We start from the raw sequence: 18589 nt of genomic DNA, 5'->3' as shown, positions 1-18589 counted from the left end.
TATTCGTTATCCCCTTTACTCTCCGTTCTAAGTTGATTGGCTGCATGTGAGAGCACCCTATGAAGGAATGCGGCGCCAGAACAGGTAATGCACTATGCCTACTTGTTACGCAGACAGTGAAGCCAGATGCCCTTTCAGCTTCCCAATAGCCTCATCCATGGCAGCCAACTGATCATACGGCGCATTGTATTCAATTGCCCAATATCCGTTGTAGCCGGCGTTCTTGAGCGATGCTAACCGATCCTTGGCATCTGGCGATTCAATCAATCGGTAATCTACATGGGTATGTCGTACCCATGGCGCTGCCTGTAGGTCGCCCTCGATTGCATAGCTATCCCATGTTCCCAGCGTGGCGTTGCGAATCGAGAAGGAATCACCAGGCGGCTTCCAGCGGCCAATATGGAGCAGAATGCCGTAATTCGGATGATTGACTTCTTCAGAGATACGAACCAGTGTATCAGGCTGCAGCGAACAGCCGGTATGATTCTCTGGTCCAACCCAGTATCCCCCCTCAGCGCCACGCTGTGCGTATTCACGATATCGCATCGTGATATATTCAAGCGCCTCATCACTGAGCACGTCGTCCCCATGCAGAACAGCATCGATTCGCACGGATTGTGCGCCCATAATTTCGGCTGCACGAAGATGGGCGAGGGCATTTTGATGAAGCGCCTCTCGTATCTCAGGATCTGGATCCCAAATATGGGCCCGATCGACCGCAATGTTGACGAGATTCATTTCACGCTCAACAAGAGCTTGTCGAATTCGGTGCAGCATATCGTCATCCGCAATCTGCCATAGCGGGCGTGTCGTATCAGCGAAAAATGCGTTCCAGAAATCGATACCCTGTAATTGATATCGTTTATAGACGGTTTCGATATAGGCGAAGATGTCCATCTTGCCCTCGACTCGCAAATTATTGAATGAAAATCCGCCAATAGATAGTTTCATGCTGTTCCTCCTTAAGCGCGAAAGGTGATAAGCTTTCTTTCGTATCAATGGAATGCTGAACTTGAAACTCGGCAATTCATCTGTGGAAGGTACAGGAAGTGAGTTTGATTCGAGAGTAGCAGATAATGTTAAAGCGGACAATGTGCCAATTCCGTCATAATGACACCGTTTTCATGCCAAATTTATACTTGAGCGCTCTGTACCTTCAGAATACGGACGTTTGTAAATTTTAGTTCAGGGCGATTGTTACTATCATGAGCATAGGAGAGTATTGGAAGACTGCATAAGGGATACATGATGAAACACAACGGTTGTGTAGTCTTGATCATATTTGTTTGTATCTCTTGTATTTATAAAGGTAGGGAGACAATAAAAAGCCCGCATTTAATGCGGGCTAAAAAAGTCGTATGATTATTACAGAACGCGTTTGGCACCTACATAAGTGCGCTTGGACCATGCGGACGACATGCTGGTCACAACGACTTGATAAGCTTTACCTGAAGAAGCATTCAAGTATTGGTTGTTGCCAATATAGACACCAACATGAGAGATTGTGCTTCCGTTGCTCGCGAAGAATACGAGATCGCCTGGTATTGGATTGCTCACCCGATACCCTGCGCTATACATCTCGCGAGATGTTCGCGGCAAAGATACCCCGTGCTTGCGGTAGATGTATTGAATATATCCAGAGCAGTCGAAGCCGCTTGGTGATGTTCCGCCCCATACGTAAGGAACGCCTAAGTAACTGCGTCCGGTATTAATGATGCGGGAAGCCACACTTTGTGCAGATGACGTAGCAGCAACCTTTTTTTGCGGGCTGCGATCGATGCGAGGGATGCTATTTAAATAATCAGGTGTCCACACAAAATCCAAATCAAATGAGTTCATCAAAAAGCGAAACGGAATATATGTATTATCTTTGTATACCCAAGGATTCCCGCCCATGTTAATTGTATCGCCATTCACATCGGCAGAAGCGCTGTCTGAACGAAAACGGACAGTCGTTGTGCCATTCGAAATTTCAATATTGTTCACGCTGGAGTTGACAGCGGACCACGACAGGGAGTAACCCATTTGCTCCGCAAAGCTGCGGACTGGGACATACATATTTTGATTTTCATCAATAATGGGTATAATATCGGTAAATTGTAAGGCATTTCCGTTGACGTGGATCGTGGCTTGCTTCGTTTCGCTAGCAGCAAAGGCTTTTGTGCCTAGTGAGCTGTCTGCAAACAGCAAGCATCCGATGACTGCACTTGCAGCAAGGGCAGTCCGTATGGCGGTCTTCACTACATCTCCTCCTCAGCTGTTAAAAATGTAAATTGATTACTAAAAAATCGACAAAACCAGACTAACATAATTTTAAAAAAGCTGGCAATAGTCTGGAAGTATTGAAAATGACAAAACTGTAACTAAACTGTAACCGAAGTGTTAACCCTTTTGCAGCAAGGGAAATGAGGATAAAGAGACGGATGGAGAATGCAAAAAAATGAGATGGAAATGTAAGTAGACAAAAAATCGTGTCGCAATAGGATTGAAGTTTTGCTGGAAACAGTTTAAGCAAACCCAAGCTGGGCGCGGAGATGACTGTGCTAATGGAATTGGGTAGAGGAGAGGTGACAGTTGTGCGAGTTCATGTAAAGGAAATGAAACCGAATGAATGGGCAGGAAGCTGTGGCGATGCTCAAATCCTCTTGAAAGGGGCAGGAGAGACTTCGGAAGCAGGTGTGGTAGCTGGGCCTTTTGACCTATGGATGATGAGCCTAGCATTTGCAGTAGCAGAATCGATTCGTGCCTATGTGACGGAGAAGGCTTGGAATTTGGAGTCTCTTCACGTAGACGCGGTGGATGAACGGAGTGGCGAGGGCAAGCTTCTATATATTACGTTCCTCATTCACGCAGATGGGCTTCATCAGGGAGAGCGCGACGAGTTATTCGGCGCGGTACGGAATCGCTGTACATTGCTCCGCCTTATAAATAAGGAAATTGAAATCTACTTCTCCGATCAGCTTGCGAATGGCTGAATGATGCCGCAATAAAACCCAGCTTTCCTTAGGGAGGCTGGGTTTCGTTATGTATCCCCAATTGGAATATATTGATAATTCTAAAAGATATCGTTTGTGTTGTATATATGTAATCATAGAAGTAGGATCAAGATACAGAACTACCAGCAACAATAGATTTACACTTAGAGTTATGTTCAATATATTGATTATGATATTATAAAGCTTGAGTAAGACGCATCTGGTTTGAATGGCAATCTTTCAGGTGTGGATGTGCTAAACAAGAAAAAGAAAGCGGTACCGAACCGCTATCGAGCTCGTGTGCCGACAAGGGATGGGGGTATAAGCCTTGTTGAAACCGTTTCACCAAATGTATCAGAAGCACTTTAAAAAGAAGCTGTTTAATAAATTAATTGCGATGTACTCACTGATTGCGGTTGCTTCATTAGTAACGGTATCCGTATTCGCCTATGAATTTTTTGCGCGTAAAGATGTCAGCAATGCCTTGATGGAGCAGCAGCGTACGGTGGATACCATTAACCGCTATATAGATCAGAAGAACGACCTTGCTCAGGCGATTGTACAGCAGGTGTACCAGGATAATCTGCTCATTCAGGACACAGTCTACTTGCTGAATGAAGGGTATGAGCAGTATATCCGCTATCGTTTGGATGCTTACAGTTCCAGCAATGTGTTCTATGTGCGCAAAATGCAGGAATTTTTTATGCTCCAATTCTGGAAGGATCCTGACCTGCAAAATATTAATCTTATCAGTCCTACAAAGCAGTTCGCTTATATGTATACTGGCGATGGAGCGAAGGGCGGTCTCTATGACTGGAGTCAGGATCCGCAGGTGAATATGCAGTGGAAAATGGATCGTTTCGGACAGCGAGTTACTTCTTATATGAAGCAAAGTAAAAAGGAAGATAATTCGGCCGATATACAGGATATGCCTGTGTTTCGCCCCTCTGATCGCTTGGTCGATATGATGGAACAGGAGGAGACGAAGCGGCTAGGGCAACAGGGGCAGCAGGGGCAAGGCCCAATTCCCATGAAGGAAAATGTGATTCAGTCGGAATCCGAGAAGCTGCCGCTCATTAGTGTCACGAATCGTGTGAGCAGCCCGGAATCCCTGCTGACAGCAGGGCACATTACGATTGATTTCAATACGAACGGAATTGGACGTCAGATCGGATACTCACTTCGAGGCGAGCAATGGCTCGTGCTGAATCAGAAGGGGGATGTAATATACCCCTCCTCGCAAGACCAGGATGCGGTGAAATGGGCCAATGTGGATGAGCTGTCCAAGCTTGAACGGAATAAGCCGCAGTCGATTGAACTGAATGGGAAGTCCTCGTATGTAACCGTCTCCCAGACGAACAAGCTGGGGTTGTATGTCGTAGGCGCACTCCCGGAGGCGGCTATTACTGATCATTTGTCAGGATTAAAGAACACGATTGGCATCGTCACGACTCTCTGTATCTTTGCTGTTCTGATGGTGACGTACCTTTCCGTGCTCCATTTATCCCGCCGTACACAGACGATTGTAATGGCGATGAAGAAGGTACAGGAAGGCAATCTGAATGTACGGCTTCCGGTTACACGCGAAGATGAACTGGGACTTATCGCGGGAAGCTTTAACCAGATGTGTGAGGACTTGAAACAGTACATTAATAAGGTCTATAAGTCTGAACTAAAGCAAAAGCATGCGGAATTGATTGCCTTGCAGGCGCAAATCAAGCCACACTTCCTATATAACACATTAGAAGTAATCCGTATGCGGGCCGTATCCAAAGGCGCTCATGATGTTGGGGAAATGATCTACAGTTTGGCAGCGATGTTCCGCCATATGGTGAAGGACAAGACAATCATCACGGTAAATGAAGAAATTGAAAACTGCCGCCGGTATTTAGAGCTCACTCGAATTCGTTACCGCGACAAGCTGCAATTTACCATTCAAATGGATGAACGGCTTGGCGGCTATAATACGATGAAGCTGTCGGTTCAGCCACTAATTGAAAATTATCTTGTCCATGGCATTGTATTGGATCGAAATGATAATCATATCCGCATTGAGGTTGCTCAGGATGAGGGTGAACTTATTATTCGGGTGGCGGATAATGGAAAAGGGATTGAACCAGAACGATTGCAGGAGATTCAGAGGGATTTGGAGCAGCCGAATATTCAGGATCATGGCTCACTCGGATTAAAGAATGTGCAGGAACGTCTCCGCATTCTGTACGGTGAACAATATGGATTGACGATAGACAGTACCTTGCACGTAGGTACAACGGCGACCGTCCGGGTGCCGCTGCAATAATAGCGTGGATGAACACTTCTAGTACCACTACTTCATCATGAAAAGCAAACTTCGTGTGACTAGAGTTGGGGGGATATAGATGTACGATGTATTCTTAGTCGATGATGAACCGTTTATTATTGAAGGATTGCAATCTATATTAGAGTGGAATGACTATGGACTCCGCATTGTTGGGCAAGCGGAAAATGGGGAGGCCGCTTGGGATCTTCTGAAGGATCACCCGGTCGACTTGGTTGTGACGGATATTATGATGCCCAAGATGACAGGACTGCAGTTGATTGAGAAGGTGAAGCAGGTTCATCCGCATACGCGCTTCATCATATTGAGTGGATATAATGAGTTTGTGTACGTAAAGGAAGGGATTAAGCACGGAGTCGAGAACTATCTGCTGAAGCCGATCAACATCGATGAATTCCGCTCTACACTAGAGAACACGGTACAGAAGCTGGATCAATCGCGCATGCACCATATGGTGGAGCTTCATAACCGCGACATCTTGCGGGATAACGTATTATTCCGCTGGCTGCGTGACCGGATTCATATGGAAGAACTGCAGCAGCGGGCAGATTTGTTGGATCTCCATTTCGTTCATCCTTATTATATGGTTGTACTTGTTCGGCCAGAGGTGCGGAAGGACAATGAAATGGACTATATGAAGCAGGATGAGGTTGCTACTCAGGCGAAGCATCTATTGGAAGAGAAGTTTGGCGGATTTTGCGTTCGCGAGTGGGATGGAGAAACGGCAATTGTCCTTGGATTGTATAAGCGAGAGGACAAGCAGGAAGCAATCGAGGTGCTGCTGCGATGGAAGGCAGAGACAGAGCAAAAGCTGCAATCCGTGCTTGAAGTGACCGTGGGCAGCGTGCAGGAGGGATACGCCAAGGCTTCTGTCAGCTTCGATCATGCAAAGCAGGTACAGCCGTACCATCTTGTTAGAGTGGATGACAGTCTTATAGATTGCGATGAAATCGAAAGCTATCGTTCGTCGCGACCGGCATCGGTTCAGCCAGAGACGGAGCCGTATGTGAAGCTTCTGTACGCGAGAGATAAGGACGGGTTGAATACGCAGCTTGAAGCGGACTTTGAACGATTGTCTGATACAGATGGCGTCACTCCGCGCGATATGCGGAACTTTGCCGTGGAACTGCTCATCGCTTGGAAGCAGTCTGTGAAGGGGTCATCGGTATTGCAACTGAACGATGAGAGGGACTGGTTCGATGATGTGTATCATATTCAGACACTGGAAGCCTTGAAGGATCATGTCTTGCAAGTTGCTGCCCATGTCATTGAGCTGATGAACGAACCGGAGGATATGAGCCCTGTTGTCAGACAGGTGCTGCATGATATTCAAGAGCGTTATGCCGAGGAGCTGTCGCTTAAGACGCTCAGTCAGGTGTACAATATTAACCCGGTCTATTTGGGACAGTTGTTCCAGAAGGAGGTTCAATCCACGTTCTCTGATTATTTGAATAAGACACGGATCAACAAGGCAAAGGAAATGTTGACGGGAACCAATTATCGAATGACGGATATTGCAGCCAAGGTTGGATATTGGGATAAGAGCTACTTCTACAAGCAGTTCAAAAAGTACGTTGGCATCTCTCCGAAGGAGTACCGAGAGATTCATAGTGCAGCGAAAGAATTGTCATAATAACCAGCATTGGAAAGGGCATCCATGGTGAAGTGACGCCGTGTAAGCCCTTTCTTTATTTTGTACACCAAATCTAAAGTTTATTGACTATTGGAAGCGCATCAGTTGAGTTACCCTATAAGTACAACACAGCAACGGGGGATGATCGGATGCAATTCATCAAGAACGCCTTTCGGAGCTTAAACCGCAATCGGATCTTTCTACTAATGGTTCTTCCGGGAGCCTTGTGGTTTTTGTTCTTCTCCTACCTGCCAATGTTCGGAACTGTGATCGCTTTCAAGGACTATCGTTTCAGCCGAGACGGCTTCCTTGCTAGCTTGCAGCAGAGCGAATGGGTAGGGTTTAAAAATTTTGAATACCTTTTCAAAACGAATGACGCTTACGTCATTACAAGAAACACGATACTATACAACTTGGTCTTCATTGTTCTCGGTCTCGTATGTGCCGTAGCCATGGCAATCATCTTGAGCGAAATTGTGAATAAACGGTTGGCAAAATTGTATCAAACCGGGATGTTCCTGCCTCACTTCTTGTCTTGGGTTATCGTCGGTTACTTTACATTCAGCTTCTTGAGTGTAGATAAAGGCGTATTGAACCAATTCCTGACTTGGATGGGCAAAGACCCGGTGTCCTGGTACTCCGATACGACGTACTGGCCTTACATCCTTGTATTCCTGAATATTTGGAAGGGCGTAGGTTATTCCAGTGTCGTATACTTGGCGGCGATTGTCGGCATCGACAAGACGTACTATGAAGCAGCGATGATTGACGGAGCGAACAAGTGGCAGCAAATTCGCCACATTACATTACCGGCCATTACTCCGCTTATTACAATCTTGACGCTGCTCGCTGTGGGACGGATCTTCTACGCAGACTTCGGTTTGTTCTATCAAATCCCGCGTGATTCTGGTCCGTTGTATGCGGTAACGAACGTAATCGATACCTACGTATATCGCGGTTTGAAGGCGACAGGGGAAATTGCAATGAGTACGGCAGCTGGCTTGTATCAATCATTAGTCGGATTCATTCTTGTCATGACCTCGAACTGGATCGTTCGAAAATTCAACAAAGACAATGCGTTGTTCTAGGTTAGGGGGGAATGACTTTGCGTAAGACTAAACATCGTGACGTTCATGAGTTGTCCAGAGGTACGAACCTGTTGTTCAATATTATCGCCGGTGCATTCGCTCTTATGTGTGTCTACCCATTCCTCTTCGTTATCGTCATCTCGTTAACGGATGAAGAATCATTGGCACGCAAGGGCTACACACTGTTTCCTGAAAAATGGAGCTTCTCGGCTTATGAGTACATTTTCAAGGCAGGAGATCAGTTGCTCAATTCCTACGGGATTACGATCTTCATTACATTAGTTGGTACGTTGATCAGCTTGGTGGTTATTAGCTTGTATGCTTATGCGATATCACGCAAGAATTTCTCGTACCGTGGATTTTTCTCCTTCATCGCATTCTTTACGATGCTGTTCAACGGCGGTCTCGTACCGACGTACATGGTTATCACGCAAGTATTGGGCTTGAAGGATTCGATTTGGGCGCTTATCTTGCCCCTTATTATGAACGCGTTCTACGTACTCATCATGCGTACGTTCTATAACACGACAGTACCGGATGCGATTATCGAATCCGCGAAGATCGATGGTGCTGGCGAATTGCGGGCATTCATTACGATTGTACTTCCAATCTCCTTGCCGGGGATTGCGACAATTGGTTTGTTCGCGACATTGGGCTTCTGGAACGACTGGTTCAACGCTTTGCTCTATATCGACAATCCGTCGCTCGTTCCATTGCAGTCCATGCTGATGCGCATCGAGAACAGTATGCAGTTCTTGCTGTCAAACGCTCAGTTGAACTCATCCGGTCAATCGCTCGAAATGCTCAGAACGTTGCCGCAGGAAGCAACACGGATGGCACTCGTCGTACTGGCAACATTGCCAATCGCATGTGCTTACCCATTCTTCCAACGCTACTTCGTTCAAGGCTTGACGATTGGTGCAGTAAAAGAATAATTCTTACTACCATAACGTTTATTCCCGGACGGCGGCAAATGATCTTGCCGCCTCTGGAAATAATATAAACATCCAGCGTGGTTCAAAAAGGGGAGGTAACAAAATGGCTAAGGCAAAAAAAATGCTGATGATGACATTCTGCCTCATCATGGTCGCATCTTTGGTTCTCGCAGGTTGCGGAAGTAAAAAAGAAGAAGCGGCTGGCACATCAGGAGACAAAAAAGACGAAAAGCCAGTAGAACTGATCTGGTACACGATCGGTACTCCGCAAAAAGACGTTGACAAAGTAATGGAAAAAGTCAGCGAGTACACGAAAGAAAAAATCGGTGCAACAATCAAAATGAAAATGTTCGACTGGGGCGATTACAACCAAAAGATGCAAGTAATCGCCGCTTCTGGGGAACCTTTTGATATCGCTTTCACGTGTTCCTGGGCATTTGATTATGTAACAAACGCTAAAAAAGGCGCGTTCTACGAACTGGATGAACTGCTTGACAAGTATGGCCAAGATATTAAGAAAAACGTTCACCCATCCTTCTTGGAAGGTGCAAAAATTGAAGGTAAAACATACGCGATTCCTGTAAATAAAGAGCTTCCGGCTCAAAAAGTATTCCGCTTCAACAAGCAATATGTAGATAAGTACAATATCGACATCAAATCCATCAAGACGTTGGAAGATTTGGAGCCAGTACTTGCAAAAGTGAAAGCAGGAGAGCCTGGATTGTATCCAGTGTCTGCTGATAAGCAATTCAAATTCGGCATTCCTTACGACTTGGTGAACGAAAACTTGCCAATCGGCGTGGCGCTGACAGATACGAATGACTTGAAGCTAGTTAATATTTTGGAACAACCAGATATGATGAAGAGCTTCGAAACCATGCATGACTACTACAAAAAAGGTTATTTGAAGAAAGATGCAGCTACAGCATCTAACGGCGATGAAATGAAAACAGGCAAATGGTTCGTTGATATGCCGGACACTCAACCGTTCGCAGACAACCAATGGTCTCAAACGCTGGGCTACCCAGTTGTATCTACACCTTACACTGAGCCATATGTATACAACTGGTCTGTAATGGGTTCCATGCACGGTATTTCCGCGAACTCCAAGTACCCAGAGAAAGCAATGCAATTCTTGAACTTGCTTAACTCTGACAAGTACTTGCGCAACCTGGTGAACAACGGTATCGAAGACGTTCACTACAAACGTATCGATGATAGCACAGTAGAATACTTGCCTGCTAAGACAGAGGGCTACGATATGCCAGCATTTACACTTGGTAACTTCTTTATCTTGGATAAGTTGCCTACTGACCCTAAAGATAAATGGGAACAATTCGCGAAGTTCAACGATGCTGCGAAAAATGCGCCGCTTCTCGGCTTCCACTTCAATGCTGATAATGTGAAATCAGAAGTTACGGCTTTGACAAACGTAAAAGAAGAATTCTATGCATCTTTGTTTACTGGTTCCGTGGATCCTAAAGTCTACGTTCCAAAAGCGATTGAGAAATTCAAGCAAGCTGGCTTGGACAAAGTAATGGCTGAAATGCAAAAGCAATTGGATGAATGGAAAGCATCCAAGAAGTAATCCATATCGGGCGTAAATGAGTTTCGTCCAGCAGCAGACTTGACAACTAGAGCATGACGACAACGTGCAAAGCGAAATGAATAGCCCTTTGTATCCAAATCAGGTGAAGCGCTTCGCTTCACCTGATTGTGTTCTATTTTAGACAAACAATTGGTTGTTTTTTCACATCCTAATCATTACAATATAATTGATATATTAATCATCTTATTTGCTATAATACAAATAATTCACTTTTCAGCACCGGGAAGGTTGCAAGACCCTAAAGTGCATGCTTTCGCAGCGGAATTTTACTCTGCAAAACTTGTAAGGAATAGCGGATGTAGGCGAGACTATATGAGCAACTGAAATGTTTCTGAAGGAAACATACGCCGAAAGCATTAATTCTTCGAGGTTGAATGCAAGATTCGATGTCGAATCGCTTCCCGAAATGCGTCGTGATCAAAAGTGAAAAGGAGAGAGCCGACATGGAACGTCTACCGCAAGCTGTGCTTCGCGTGATGGAAGAAGCAAAGACTAAATTGGCCCATAACCCGAAATTGATGGAGCAGTTTTTGAACTGCTTCCCGAATACGTTGCAAACGACAACAAAGCTGCATGAAGACGGTACATCCTACGTCTTTACAGGGGATATCCCTGCAATGTGGCTGCGCGATTCCAGCGCACAGGTACGCCAATACATGCCGCTTGCGAAGGACGATGCGGATGTAAGACGCGTCATTGCCGGGCTGGTGCGCAAGCAACTGAAATATATTCAAATTGACCCTTATGCGAATGCATTTAATGAACAAGAAGTAGCATTGGATGAAATTCATCACCGTGACCAAACGAAGCTGAATGGCTGGGTATGGGAACGCAAGTATGAAATTGACTCTCTATGCTATCCGCTTCAATTGTCCTATTTGTATTGGAAAGAGACGGGGGACACTTCCCTCTTTGATGGTGAATACAAAACGGTTGCTCATATCATTATGGATCTGTGGACGACGGAACAGCGTCACTTTGCGCAATCGCCATACCGCTTCGAGCGGATGGATTGCCGCAAGACAGATACGTTGAAGAATAATGGCATGGGTATGCCGGTCAACTATACAGGCATGACATGGTCTGCATTCCGTCCAAGTGACGATGCATGCACATTCGGCTATTTGGTTCCTTCCAACATGTTCGCGGTTGTAGTGCTGCGCTACTTGGAAGAAATCGCAACTGCAGTCTATGAAGATGCGCCATTTGCAGCGAAGGCTCACGCACTGATGGAAGAAATCGACGAAGGCATTCAAGCATACGGCATCTTCCACCACCCGAAATACGGCAAAATCTATGCTTATGAAACAGACGGCTTCGGCAACTATAACCTGATGGACGATGCGAACGTGCCTAGCTTGCTCGCGATTCCGTACCTTGGTTATACAACGGCAGACGATCCAATCTATCAAAATACACGCCGCTTCATTCTGAGTGAAGAGAATCCTTACTTCTACTCCGGTAAAGCAGCTAAGGGTATCGGCAGTCCGCATACGCCGAATCAATATATTTGGCATATTGCCTTGTCAATGCAGGGCTTGACAGCAAGCTCCCAGGAAGAGATTGCATCCCTTATCGAGCTGCTCACGACTACAGATGCAGGCACAGGATACATGCATGAAGGCTTCCACGTGGACGATCCTGCACAGTTCACACGCGAATGGTTCGCTTGGTCGAACAGCTTGTTCTCTGAGTTGATCTACCGCGAACATTGGTTGAAGTAGATATATCTCTTATATCTCTATTACACACACCATGAAAGTGAGGGAAACAACATGACTAAAAAGACTGCCCACATTATTTCTCATACGCACTGGGATCGCGAATGGTATATGCCTTATGAATATCATCATGCACTTTTGATTGAATTGATGGATACGCTGCTCGATACGCTCGACAATGATCCAGGCTTCAAGAGCTTCCACCTGGACGGACAGACGATTATGCTGGAGGATTACTTGCAGGTTCGCCCTGAAATGAAGGAGAAGCTGACGAAGTACATTCAAGAAGGCCGCATTCATATCGGCCCTTGGTACATCCTGCAGGATGAGTTCTTGACAAGCAGCGAAGCGAACGTGCGCAATATGCAAATCGGACATCGCGATGCGAAGCAGTATGGCGGCAACATTTCCAAGGTCGGTTATTTCCCGGATTCATTCGGTAATATGGGCCAAGCGCCGCAAATCTTAAAGCAATCCGGCATTGATGTAGCGGTATTCGGCCGCGGTGTTAAGCCGACTGGATTCAACAACCAAGTATCGGAAGATGCAGCATATGAATCGCCGTTCTCCGAGATGATCTGGGAATCCCCAGACGGCTCGCGCGTCATCGGCATTTTGTTCGCGAACTGGTACTGTAACGGAATGGAAGTACCTGTTGATGAGCCGCAGGCAGTAGCTTATTGGGACAAGCAAATTCCGAATGCGGAAAAATTCGCATCCACACGCCACTTGCTGTTTATGAACGGGTGTGACCATCAGCCGATTCAAACGGATCTGTCTAAAGCGATTGAAGTGGCGAAGAAGCTGTTCCCGGATGTGGATTTCGTACATTCCAACTTCAATGATTATGTAGACGAGCTTCGCAAGGAGCTGCCTGAGAACCTGCAGACGGTTCACGGTGAATTGCGCAGCCAACGTACAGACGGCTGGTATACACTTGTTAATACAGCATCCTCCCGCGTGTATTTGAAGCAAATGAACGCAGAGAACCAAACGCTGCTTGAGAAGGTAGCAGAGCCGCTTGCGGCAATTGCACACCAAGCAGGCAAGCCATACCCGCACCACCTGTTCGTGTACGCGTGGAAGACATTGATGCAGAACCACCCTCACGATAGCATTTGCGGCTGCAGCGTGGACGAAGTACATCGCGAGATGGTTACACGCTTTGAGAAGTCGAAGCATATGACAGAAATGATTATTAACGAAACAGTAGATAGCCTGATTAAGCAAATCGACACATCTGTATACGGCGGCAAGGAAGCTGTACCGTTTACGGTATTCAACTCCACAGGATATGGACGCGATGGCGTTGTTGAAGTGACGCTTGAACTGTACCGCCGTTATTTCCGTGAAGCTCATCCAATGAAGCTGGCAGCGGAAATGAAGAAGGAGCCAATCGAAGCTGGCGCAGTTATCGATGCGGACGGCAGTGTGCTTGATTGCCAATGGGAAGATGCGGGCGTAGTCTTCGGCTATGACTTGCCGAAGGATAAGTTCCGTCAGCCATATATGGCGCGTGCAGTGAAGGTGCGCTTGCAAGTACAAGATATCCCTGCATTCGGTTATAAGACGCTTGCTTGGGTGACAGGCGCATCGAAGGAACAAGGGGCTAGCCTTGTGACAGGCGAGTTCACGCTGGAGAACGACCGTTTGAAAGCAGTCGTTGCCGAAGACGGATCGCTTACGTTGACAGACAAGTCCACTGGTCATACGCATGCTGGTTTGAACGTCTACGAAGATGCAGGAGATATCGGGAACGAGTACATGTTCCGCATGCCGGCAGGTTCCAAGCCGCTTACGACGGCAGGGCTGAAGGCAGAGCGCAAGGTTGTAGAAAATACGCCGTTCCGCGCGGTAATTGAAGTGGCGCATAACTGGAACATTCCAGTATCCGCAGACGATAAATTGGAAGAAGAGCGCCGCGACATTGTGGACTTCAATATTCGGAAGGCGCAGCGTTCGACTGAATTGGCTACATTCCGCATCATCACTCGCTATACGCTCGATCGTGGTGCGAAGCGCGTTGATGTTCATGTAACGATGGACAATAAGTCCAAGGATCACCGCGTAAGAGCATTGTTCCCAAGCGGCTTCGAATCCGAAACACACTTGGCGGAATCGATCTTCGAAGCGGCTCGCCGCAACAACATTCCAGCGAAGGAATGGGAGAACCCAAGCAACGATCAGCATCAGCACACATTCGTCAGCGTAAGTGACGGCAAGCTGGGCTTGACGGTGGCGAACAAGGGCTTGTTCGAATACGAGGTATCGCAAGACAACAAGAACACGATTGCAGTTACGCTGCTTCGCTCCTCCGGCGAGCTCGGCGACTGGGGCTACTTCCCGACTCCAGAAGCGCAGTGCATCGGCGTTCATACGGCTGAATATGCGATTATCCCGCATGAAGGCGATGTTGTAGAATCCGGTGCTTATGCAGAAGCTCATGCATTCCAAGTACCTTGGGTTGTACGCCAAGTGGAAGTGCAGGAAGGCAAGTTCCCAGTGAACCATGCATTCCTGGCATGGAACGGCGAAGGCGTAGCGTTCTCCTCCTTGAAGATGGCAGAAGAGACAGGCGACATGGTCGGTCGCTGGTTCAACTTCAAGCATGAAGAAGCTGCTCTGAATGTATCGCTTCCAGAAGCAGCGAAGGGCTTCTACCGCAGCAACATCATGGAAGAAGTTAAAGAGAACATTGCTTCCACGAATAACCGTGAAGTAACTGTTGCCTTGAGCAGTGCGGAGATCTTCTCGCTCGGTATCCAAAAATAATACGTATCATCATAGGAAAGACGCTTGCGAAGACTCGCAAGCGTCTTTTTTTCGGCGAATGAACATGAATAGCAATTTATATTTGTTTTGGGATCAGGAAAATAACCCCTTTACAAAATGATTTTTATCGCTAAAATAAATTTTAACGATAAAAATCATCTTAGTGGGGGATCTCTATGAAGCTGCTCATGAACAACCGCGCATTCCGTTTTTTATGGCTTGCCCAAACCATTTCTGAGCTTGGTGACGGCATTACACGGCTCGTCGTTATCTTTCTTGTCGCCCATTTATCGAGCGATCCGCTGGCTATCAGCCTTGTCGTACTGGCAAATGTACTGCCAAGCATGCTGCTCGGTACATTTGTAGGCCCAATCGCCGATCGCTTTCAGCGCAGCCACATCATGATGGCCGCTGATATCTACCGTGCGGTCATTGTCGTGCTGCTTATCGCATTTCAGCACAATCTATACGGTATTTATGCGTTGATATTGTTGCAAAACATCGGCACCGTGTTTTTTGAACCCGCACGTGCTGCCATTGTGCCAAGTCTTATTGGGAAAGAGAACATCTCGCAGGCCGTTTCCTTCTCGCAGGCTACTTTTATGGCTATGCGGCTAGTGGGGCCATCGATTGCGGGGCTGCTAATTCCACTGGGTCATTTTAACCGTCTATTCCTTTTTAATGGACTTACGTTTATGCTTTCTGCTTTGTTTATTTACGCGATGACCAAAGCAAAGCCCGTACCTGATCGGACTCGTGAAGAAATCCAAAATGAACGTGGGGTGCCGGGGCAGTCGGCTGCTGCGAAGGAACCGTACTGGAAGTCCTTGAAGGCAGGGCTGCGCACGATTTACCGTCACGATGGATTATTTGCACTTCTTCTGCTGCTTGTGCCGATCATGCTTGTCGTAGGTGTTATTAATACGAACTTGAATGCGGCCTTGCTGCAAACCTTCCGTATTCCTGCCGAGCATTTTGGCTTCATTTCCAGTATGGTGGCCGTAGGCAGCATATTAGGGGCGCTCGCTGCACCTTATCTCATGAAGCGTGTGGCTTCCAATGTTCTGCTGCTCGGGGCAGTCGGGGTTATCGGCTTGTTCTGCTTGCTCATTATTCCGCTGCACTCGCTATATCAAACGAGCGGGGTTCTCAGTGTATATGTATGGTCGATTGGTCTTGGTTTATCACTTGCTTGCACGAACGTGCCGCTTAGTAGTCTGTTTATTACGATTATGCCAGATGAAATGAGAGGCCGTGGATCAGGCGTATTCGATTCTGTGTCGCAAGCCGGCACAGTTCTTGGCATAGGCATAGGCGGGTTATTCGCTTCCATGTTCGGCGTATTGCTTGCCACCGCGCTTGCCGGATTGCTGCTTATTATTGTCGTTGTCATTTTCCCTCTGTTAAAATATAATCAAGCACTTCGAACTACGAATGAAGCGAGAATGACGGGAGGAGACCTGGCGATGTCTTCTTCAGACTAAGGGAGGGGACAGCTTGCAAGAGCAGCGAGTAATTAACGATGTCGAGCTGTTGAAGATAATGCTAGATCCACGCCGGATGCAAATATTGCGGCTTGCGCAAGATGAGCCGATTACGGTGAAACAGATGGCAGAGATCATGGATGAGAAGCCATCCAGACTGTATTACCATGTAAAAAAGCTGGAAGAGGCCCAACTGCTGGAGCTTGTCGAGACGAAGCAGCAGGGGAATCTGATCGAAAAGTATTATCGTGCGAATCAAGAGCAGCGCAGCTATACGTTGGGGAAGGAAATATCACAGGAGCATTCCAGTCTGATCGTGCAGGAGCTTCTTCGCATTACCCATCAAGGTATGGATGTAATCGAGGACGGAATGCGAAAAGGACAGTATGGAGAGGACTTGCTTGCGGAAGCGAAGATTGCCTATACATCAATGACACCGATGGGATGGGCGGAGAAGGCGTATTATGTACAGCAAGCAATCTCATCCAACTATGCACCGCCGCCTTTCAATCCAGACGAATCCGTGATTGCTAATGATAAACAATTGCGAGAGCAGACGACCAAGGATGAATACGTGTTCGTTATGCTCAGCTACCGCATGAAAGATGTTCCGAATCGTGAATCTGTCGATAGTAACGAGAATGAATGATGGACGATTGACGGAAGCCTTTGTTCCAATTTGGGAATAAGTTAAGGTTAGTCGAATAGGCAAAGACACCCACCCTCCATGCTTGAGATGAGCATGAGGGTGGGTGTTTGTTTTTGAAGGGTTGTACGGAACATACAATGCGCCTCCAAGTTGTGTATGGAATCGGTTAGAACGGAGAGGCGTTACACACCGATGATCGTCAGTTCCTTCGGATAAGAAGTCAACACCTCAACGCCGTCTGCGGTTACGATGACATCATCCTCGATGCGTACGCCAGCTACCTTCGGCACGTAGATGCCCGGTTCAATCGTGAACAGCATGCCCGGCTGAAGCACATCCTCGTTGCGCTCATGTACGGATGGGTACTCATGGACATCGATGCCGAGGCCATGACCGAGACGATGTGTGAAATAATCCCCGTAGCCTTTGTCCGCAATGACTTTGCGTGCCGTGCGATCAAGGCTGCCAAATGTAACGCCTGGCTTCACAGCCTCGATGGCTGCCATGTTCGCGGCGAGCACCGTATTGTAGATTTCCTTGCAAGTATCATTCACTTCACCTACGGCAAAGGTGCGCGTAATGTCAGAGGCGTAGCCATTCGCATATACGCCCATATCGAACAAGAGCAGCTCGCCCTCCTTAATGGTGCGCGAGCCCGGTACGCCGTGCGGGAGTGCGGCATTTTCGCCTGCCAGCACCATCGTGCTGAAGGATGGGCCGTCTGAGCCAAGCTTCTTCATCAAATACTCAAGCTCCGCCACCACTTCGATTTCACTCATGCCTACTTTAACTCGGCTTACGCCCTCCAGCAGAACGGCTTCAACAAGACGAATCGCTTCCTTCATGCGAACGACTTCTTCTTCCGACTTAATGACACGCATCACCTGCAGGATAGGACCTGCATCTACAAAGCTTTTCGCTACTGTGGCACTTGTTAATGCTTCATAACGCTGTACGGACATATGTCCCTTCTCGATCGCGAAGCGAGCGGGCTGCTGCGGCAGATGCTGCTTCAGGATGTCATAGGGATTGTCGGTATCGGTATGAGTAACAATGTCCTTTACGACAGACACAGCGGCTGCCTTATCTCCATCAAGCGCAGGCACAATCAGTGTCGGCTCTCCTTGCAGAGGGGCGATGATGCCAAGAAACCGTTCATGCGGATCGCAAGCAAAGCCAGTTAAGTAATAGACATGCTTCGGATCTGTAATCAGCATGACATCAATGCTGCTTTCCTCCATGGCGGAACGGAGCTTGTTCCATTTATCATTCATCGAAAATCTATCCTTTCATTCGGTAGAGTAAGGTGATCTAGGATCGTTAGTCAGGCTTCTATTCTCGAATGTACCATGACCGATTGAAAATTGCGAATAGACAAAATAAAAAAAAGGAGTATTATATATAAT

The 18589-nt window shown here is 47.0% G+C and carries 13 protein-coding genes; 10 read left to right on the top strand and 3 right to left on the bottom strand.

Annotation, left to right across the window (positions count from 1 at the left end):
• Positions 1–105: 105 nt before the first annotated feature.
• Together NO352_RS20395 and NO352_RS20390 are read right to left on the bottom strand one after the other, a co-directional pair.
• A complete protein-coding gene (locus tag NO352_RS20395) occupies positions 106–951 on the bottom strand; it encodes a sugar phosphate isomerase/epimerase family protein (RefSeq protein ID WP_289356651.1) in 846 nt (281 codons plus the stop codon).
• 414 nt (positions 952–1365) lie between these two features.
• Complete coding sequence (locus NO352_RS20390; RefSeq protein ID WP_171416096.1) at positions 1366–2241, bottom strand: C40 family peptidase; 876 nt, start codon at positions 2239–2241, stop codon at positions 1366–1368.
• Positions 2242–2546: 305 nt separating this feature from the next.
• Here NO352_RS20390 and NO352_RS20385 point away from each other — a divergent pair, with 305 nt between their 5' ends.
• The 10 genes from NO352_RS20385 to NO352_RS20340 all read left to right on the top strand — a co-directional run bounded on the left by NO352_RS20385 (position 2547) and on the right by NO352_RS20340 (position 17183).
• A complete protein-coding gene (locus tag NO352_RS20385) occupies positions 2547–2975 on the top strand; it encodes an OsmC family protein (protein WP_289356650.1) in 429 nt (142 codons plus the stop codon).
• A gap of 328 nt (positions 2976–3303) precedes the next feature.
• A complete protein-coding gene (locus NO352_RS20380) occupies positions 3304–5274 on the top strand; it encodes a sensor histidine kinase (protein ID WP_268620964.1) in 1971 nt (656 codons plus the stop codon).
• Between the two features lie 79 nt (positions 5275–5353).
• Entirely contained in the window at positions 5354–6925 is a 1572-nt protein-coding gene (locus NO352_RS20375) for a response regulator transcription factor (protein WP_171416101.1), read from the top strand.
• 149 nt (positions 6926–7074) lie between these two features.
• Complete coding sequence (locus NO352_RS20370; RefSeq protein WP_163979942.1) at positions 7075–8013, top strand: ABC transporter permease; 939 nt, start codon at positions 7075–7077, stop codon at positions 8011–8013.
• An 11-nt stretch (positions 8014–8024) separates the two neighbouring features.
• Positions 8025–8948: a carbohydrate ABC transporter permease gene (locus NO352_RS20365; RefSeq protein WP_040735609.1), complete on the top strand. Its 924-nt coding sequence runs from the start codon at positions 8025–8027 to the stop codon at positions 8946–8948.
• Positions 8949–9051: 103 nt separating this feature from the next.
• Positions 9052–10536: an ABC transporter substrate-binding protein gene (locus NO352_RS20360; protein ID WP_268620965.1), complete on the top strand. Its 1485-nt coding sequence runs from the start codon at positions 9052–9054 to the stop codon at positions 10534–10536.
• A 464-nt stretch (positions 10537–11000) separates the two neighbouring features.
• Entirely contained in the window at positions 11001–12281 is a 1281-nt protein-coding gene (locus NO352_RS20355; protein ID WP_289356649.1) for a glycoside hydrolase family 125 protein, read from the top strand.
• Between the two features lie 51 nt (positions 12282–12332).
• Positions 12333–15050: an alpha-mannosidase gene (locus tag NO352_RS20350; protein ID WP_289356648.1), complete on the top strand. Its 2718-nt coding sequence runs from the start codon at positions 12333–12335 to the stop codon at positions 15048–15050.
• 176 nt (positions 15051–15226) lie between these two features.
• Positions 15227–16534 carry an MFS transporter gene (locus tag NO352_RS20345; protein WP_289356647.1) on the top strand — a complete coding sequence of 436 codons (1308 nt, stop codon included), beginning with the start codon at positions 15227–15229 and terminating at the stop codon, positions 16532–16534.
• Between the two features lie 13 nt (positions 16535–16547).
• The gene (locus NO352_RS20340) at positions 16548–17183 is read left to right on the top strand and encodes an ArsR/SmtB family transcription factor (protein ID WP_005544918.1); all 636 of its coding nucleotides are present in this window, start codon (positions 16548–16550) and stop codon (positions 17181–17183) included.
• Between the two features lie 182 nt (positions 17184–17365).
• Here NO352_RS20340 and NO352_RS20335 read toward each other — a convergent pair whose 3' ends face one another.
• A complete protein-coding gene (locus tag NO352_RS20335) occupies positions 17366–18457 on the bottom strand; it encodes a M24 family metallopeptidase (RefSeq protein ID WP_289356646.1) in 1092 nt (363 codons plus the stop codon).
• Positions 18458–18589: the final 132 nt, after the last annotated feature.

The sequence above is a fragment of the Paenibacillus sp. S-12 genome (genome assembly GCF_030363895.1).
Classification (GTDB): Bacteria; Bacillota; Bacilli; order Paenibacillales; family Paenibacillaceae; genus Paenibacillus_B; species Paenibacillus_B alvei.
Note: the sequence above shows the minus strand (reverse complement) of the source record. Positions and strands in the feature narration are given on the sequence as shown.

Bases quoted from the DNA above. Each gene is read 5' to 3' on its own strand.
- NO352_RS20395 (WP_289356651.1), bottom strand. From the start codon at position 951: ATGAAACTATCTATTGGCGGATTTTCATTCAATAATTTGCGAGTCGAG.
- NO352_RS20370 (WP_163979942.1), top strand. From the start codon at position 7,075: ATGCAATTCATCAAGAACGCCTTTCGGAGCTTAAACCGCAATCGGATC.
- NO352_RS20385 (WP_289356650.1), top strand. From the start codon at position 2,547: ATGGAATTGGGTAGAGGAGAGGTGACAGTTGTGCGAGTTCATGTAAAG.
- NO352_RS20355 (WP_289356649.1), top strand. From the start codon at position 11,001: ATGGAACGTCTACCGCAAGCTGTGCTTCGCGTGATGGAAGAAGCAAAG.
- NO352_RS20365 (WP_040735609.1), top strand. From the start codon at position 8,025: ATGACTTTGCGTAAGACTAAACATCGTGACGTTCATGAGTTGTCCAGA.
- NO352_RS20335 (WP_289356646.1), bottom strand. From the start codon at position 18,457: ATGAATGATAAATGGAACAAGCTCCGTTCCGCCATGGAGGAAAGCAGC.
- NO352_RS20350 (WP_289356648.1), top strand. From the start codon at position 12,333: ATGACTAAAAAGACTGCCCACATTATTTCTCATACGCACTGGGATCGC.
- NO352_RS20375 (WP_171416101.1), top strand. From the start codon at position 5,354: ATGTACGATGTATTCTTAGTCGATGATGAACCGTTTATTATTGAAGGA.
- NO352_RS20360 (WP_268620965.1), top strand. From the start codon at position 9,052: ATGGCTAAGGCAAAAAAAATGCTGATGATGACATTCTGCCTCATCATG.
- NO352_RS20345 (WP_289356647.1), top strand. From the start codon at position 15,227: ATGAAGCTGCTCATGAACAACCGCGCATTCCGTTTTTTATGGCTTGCC.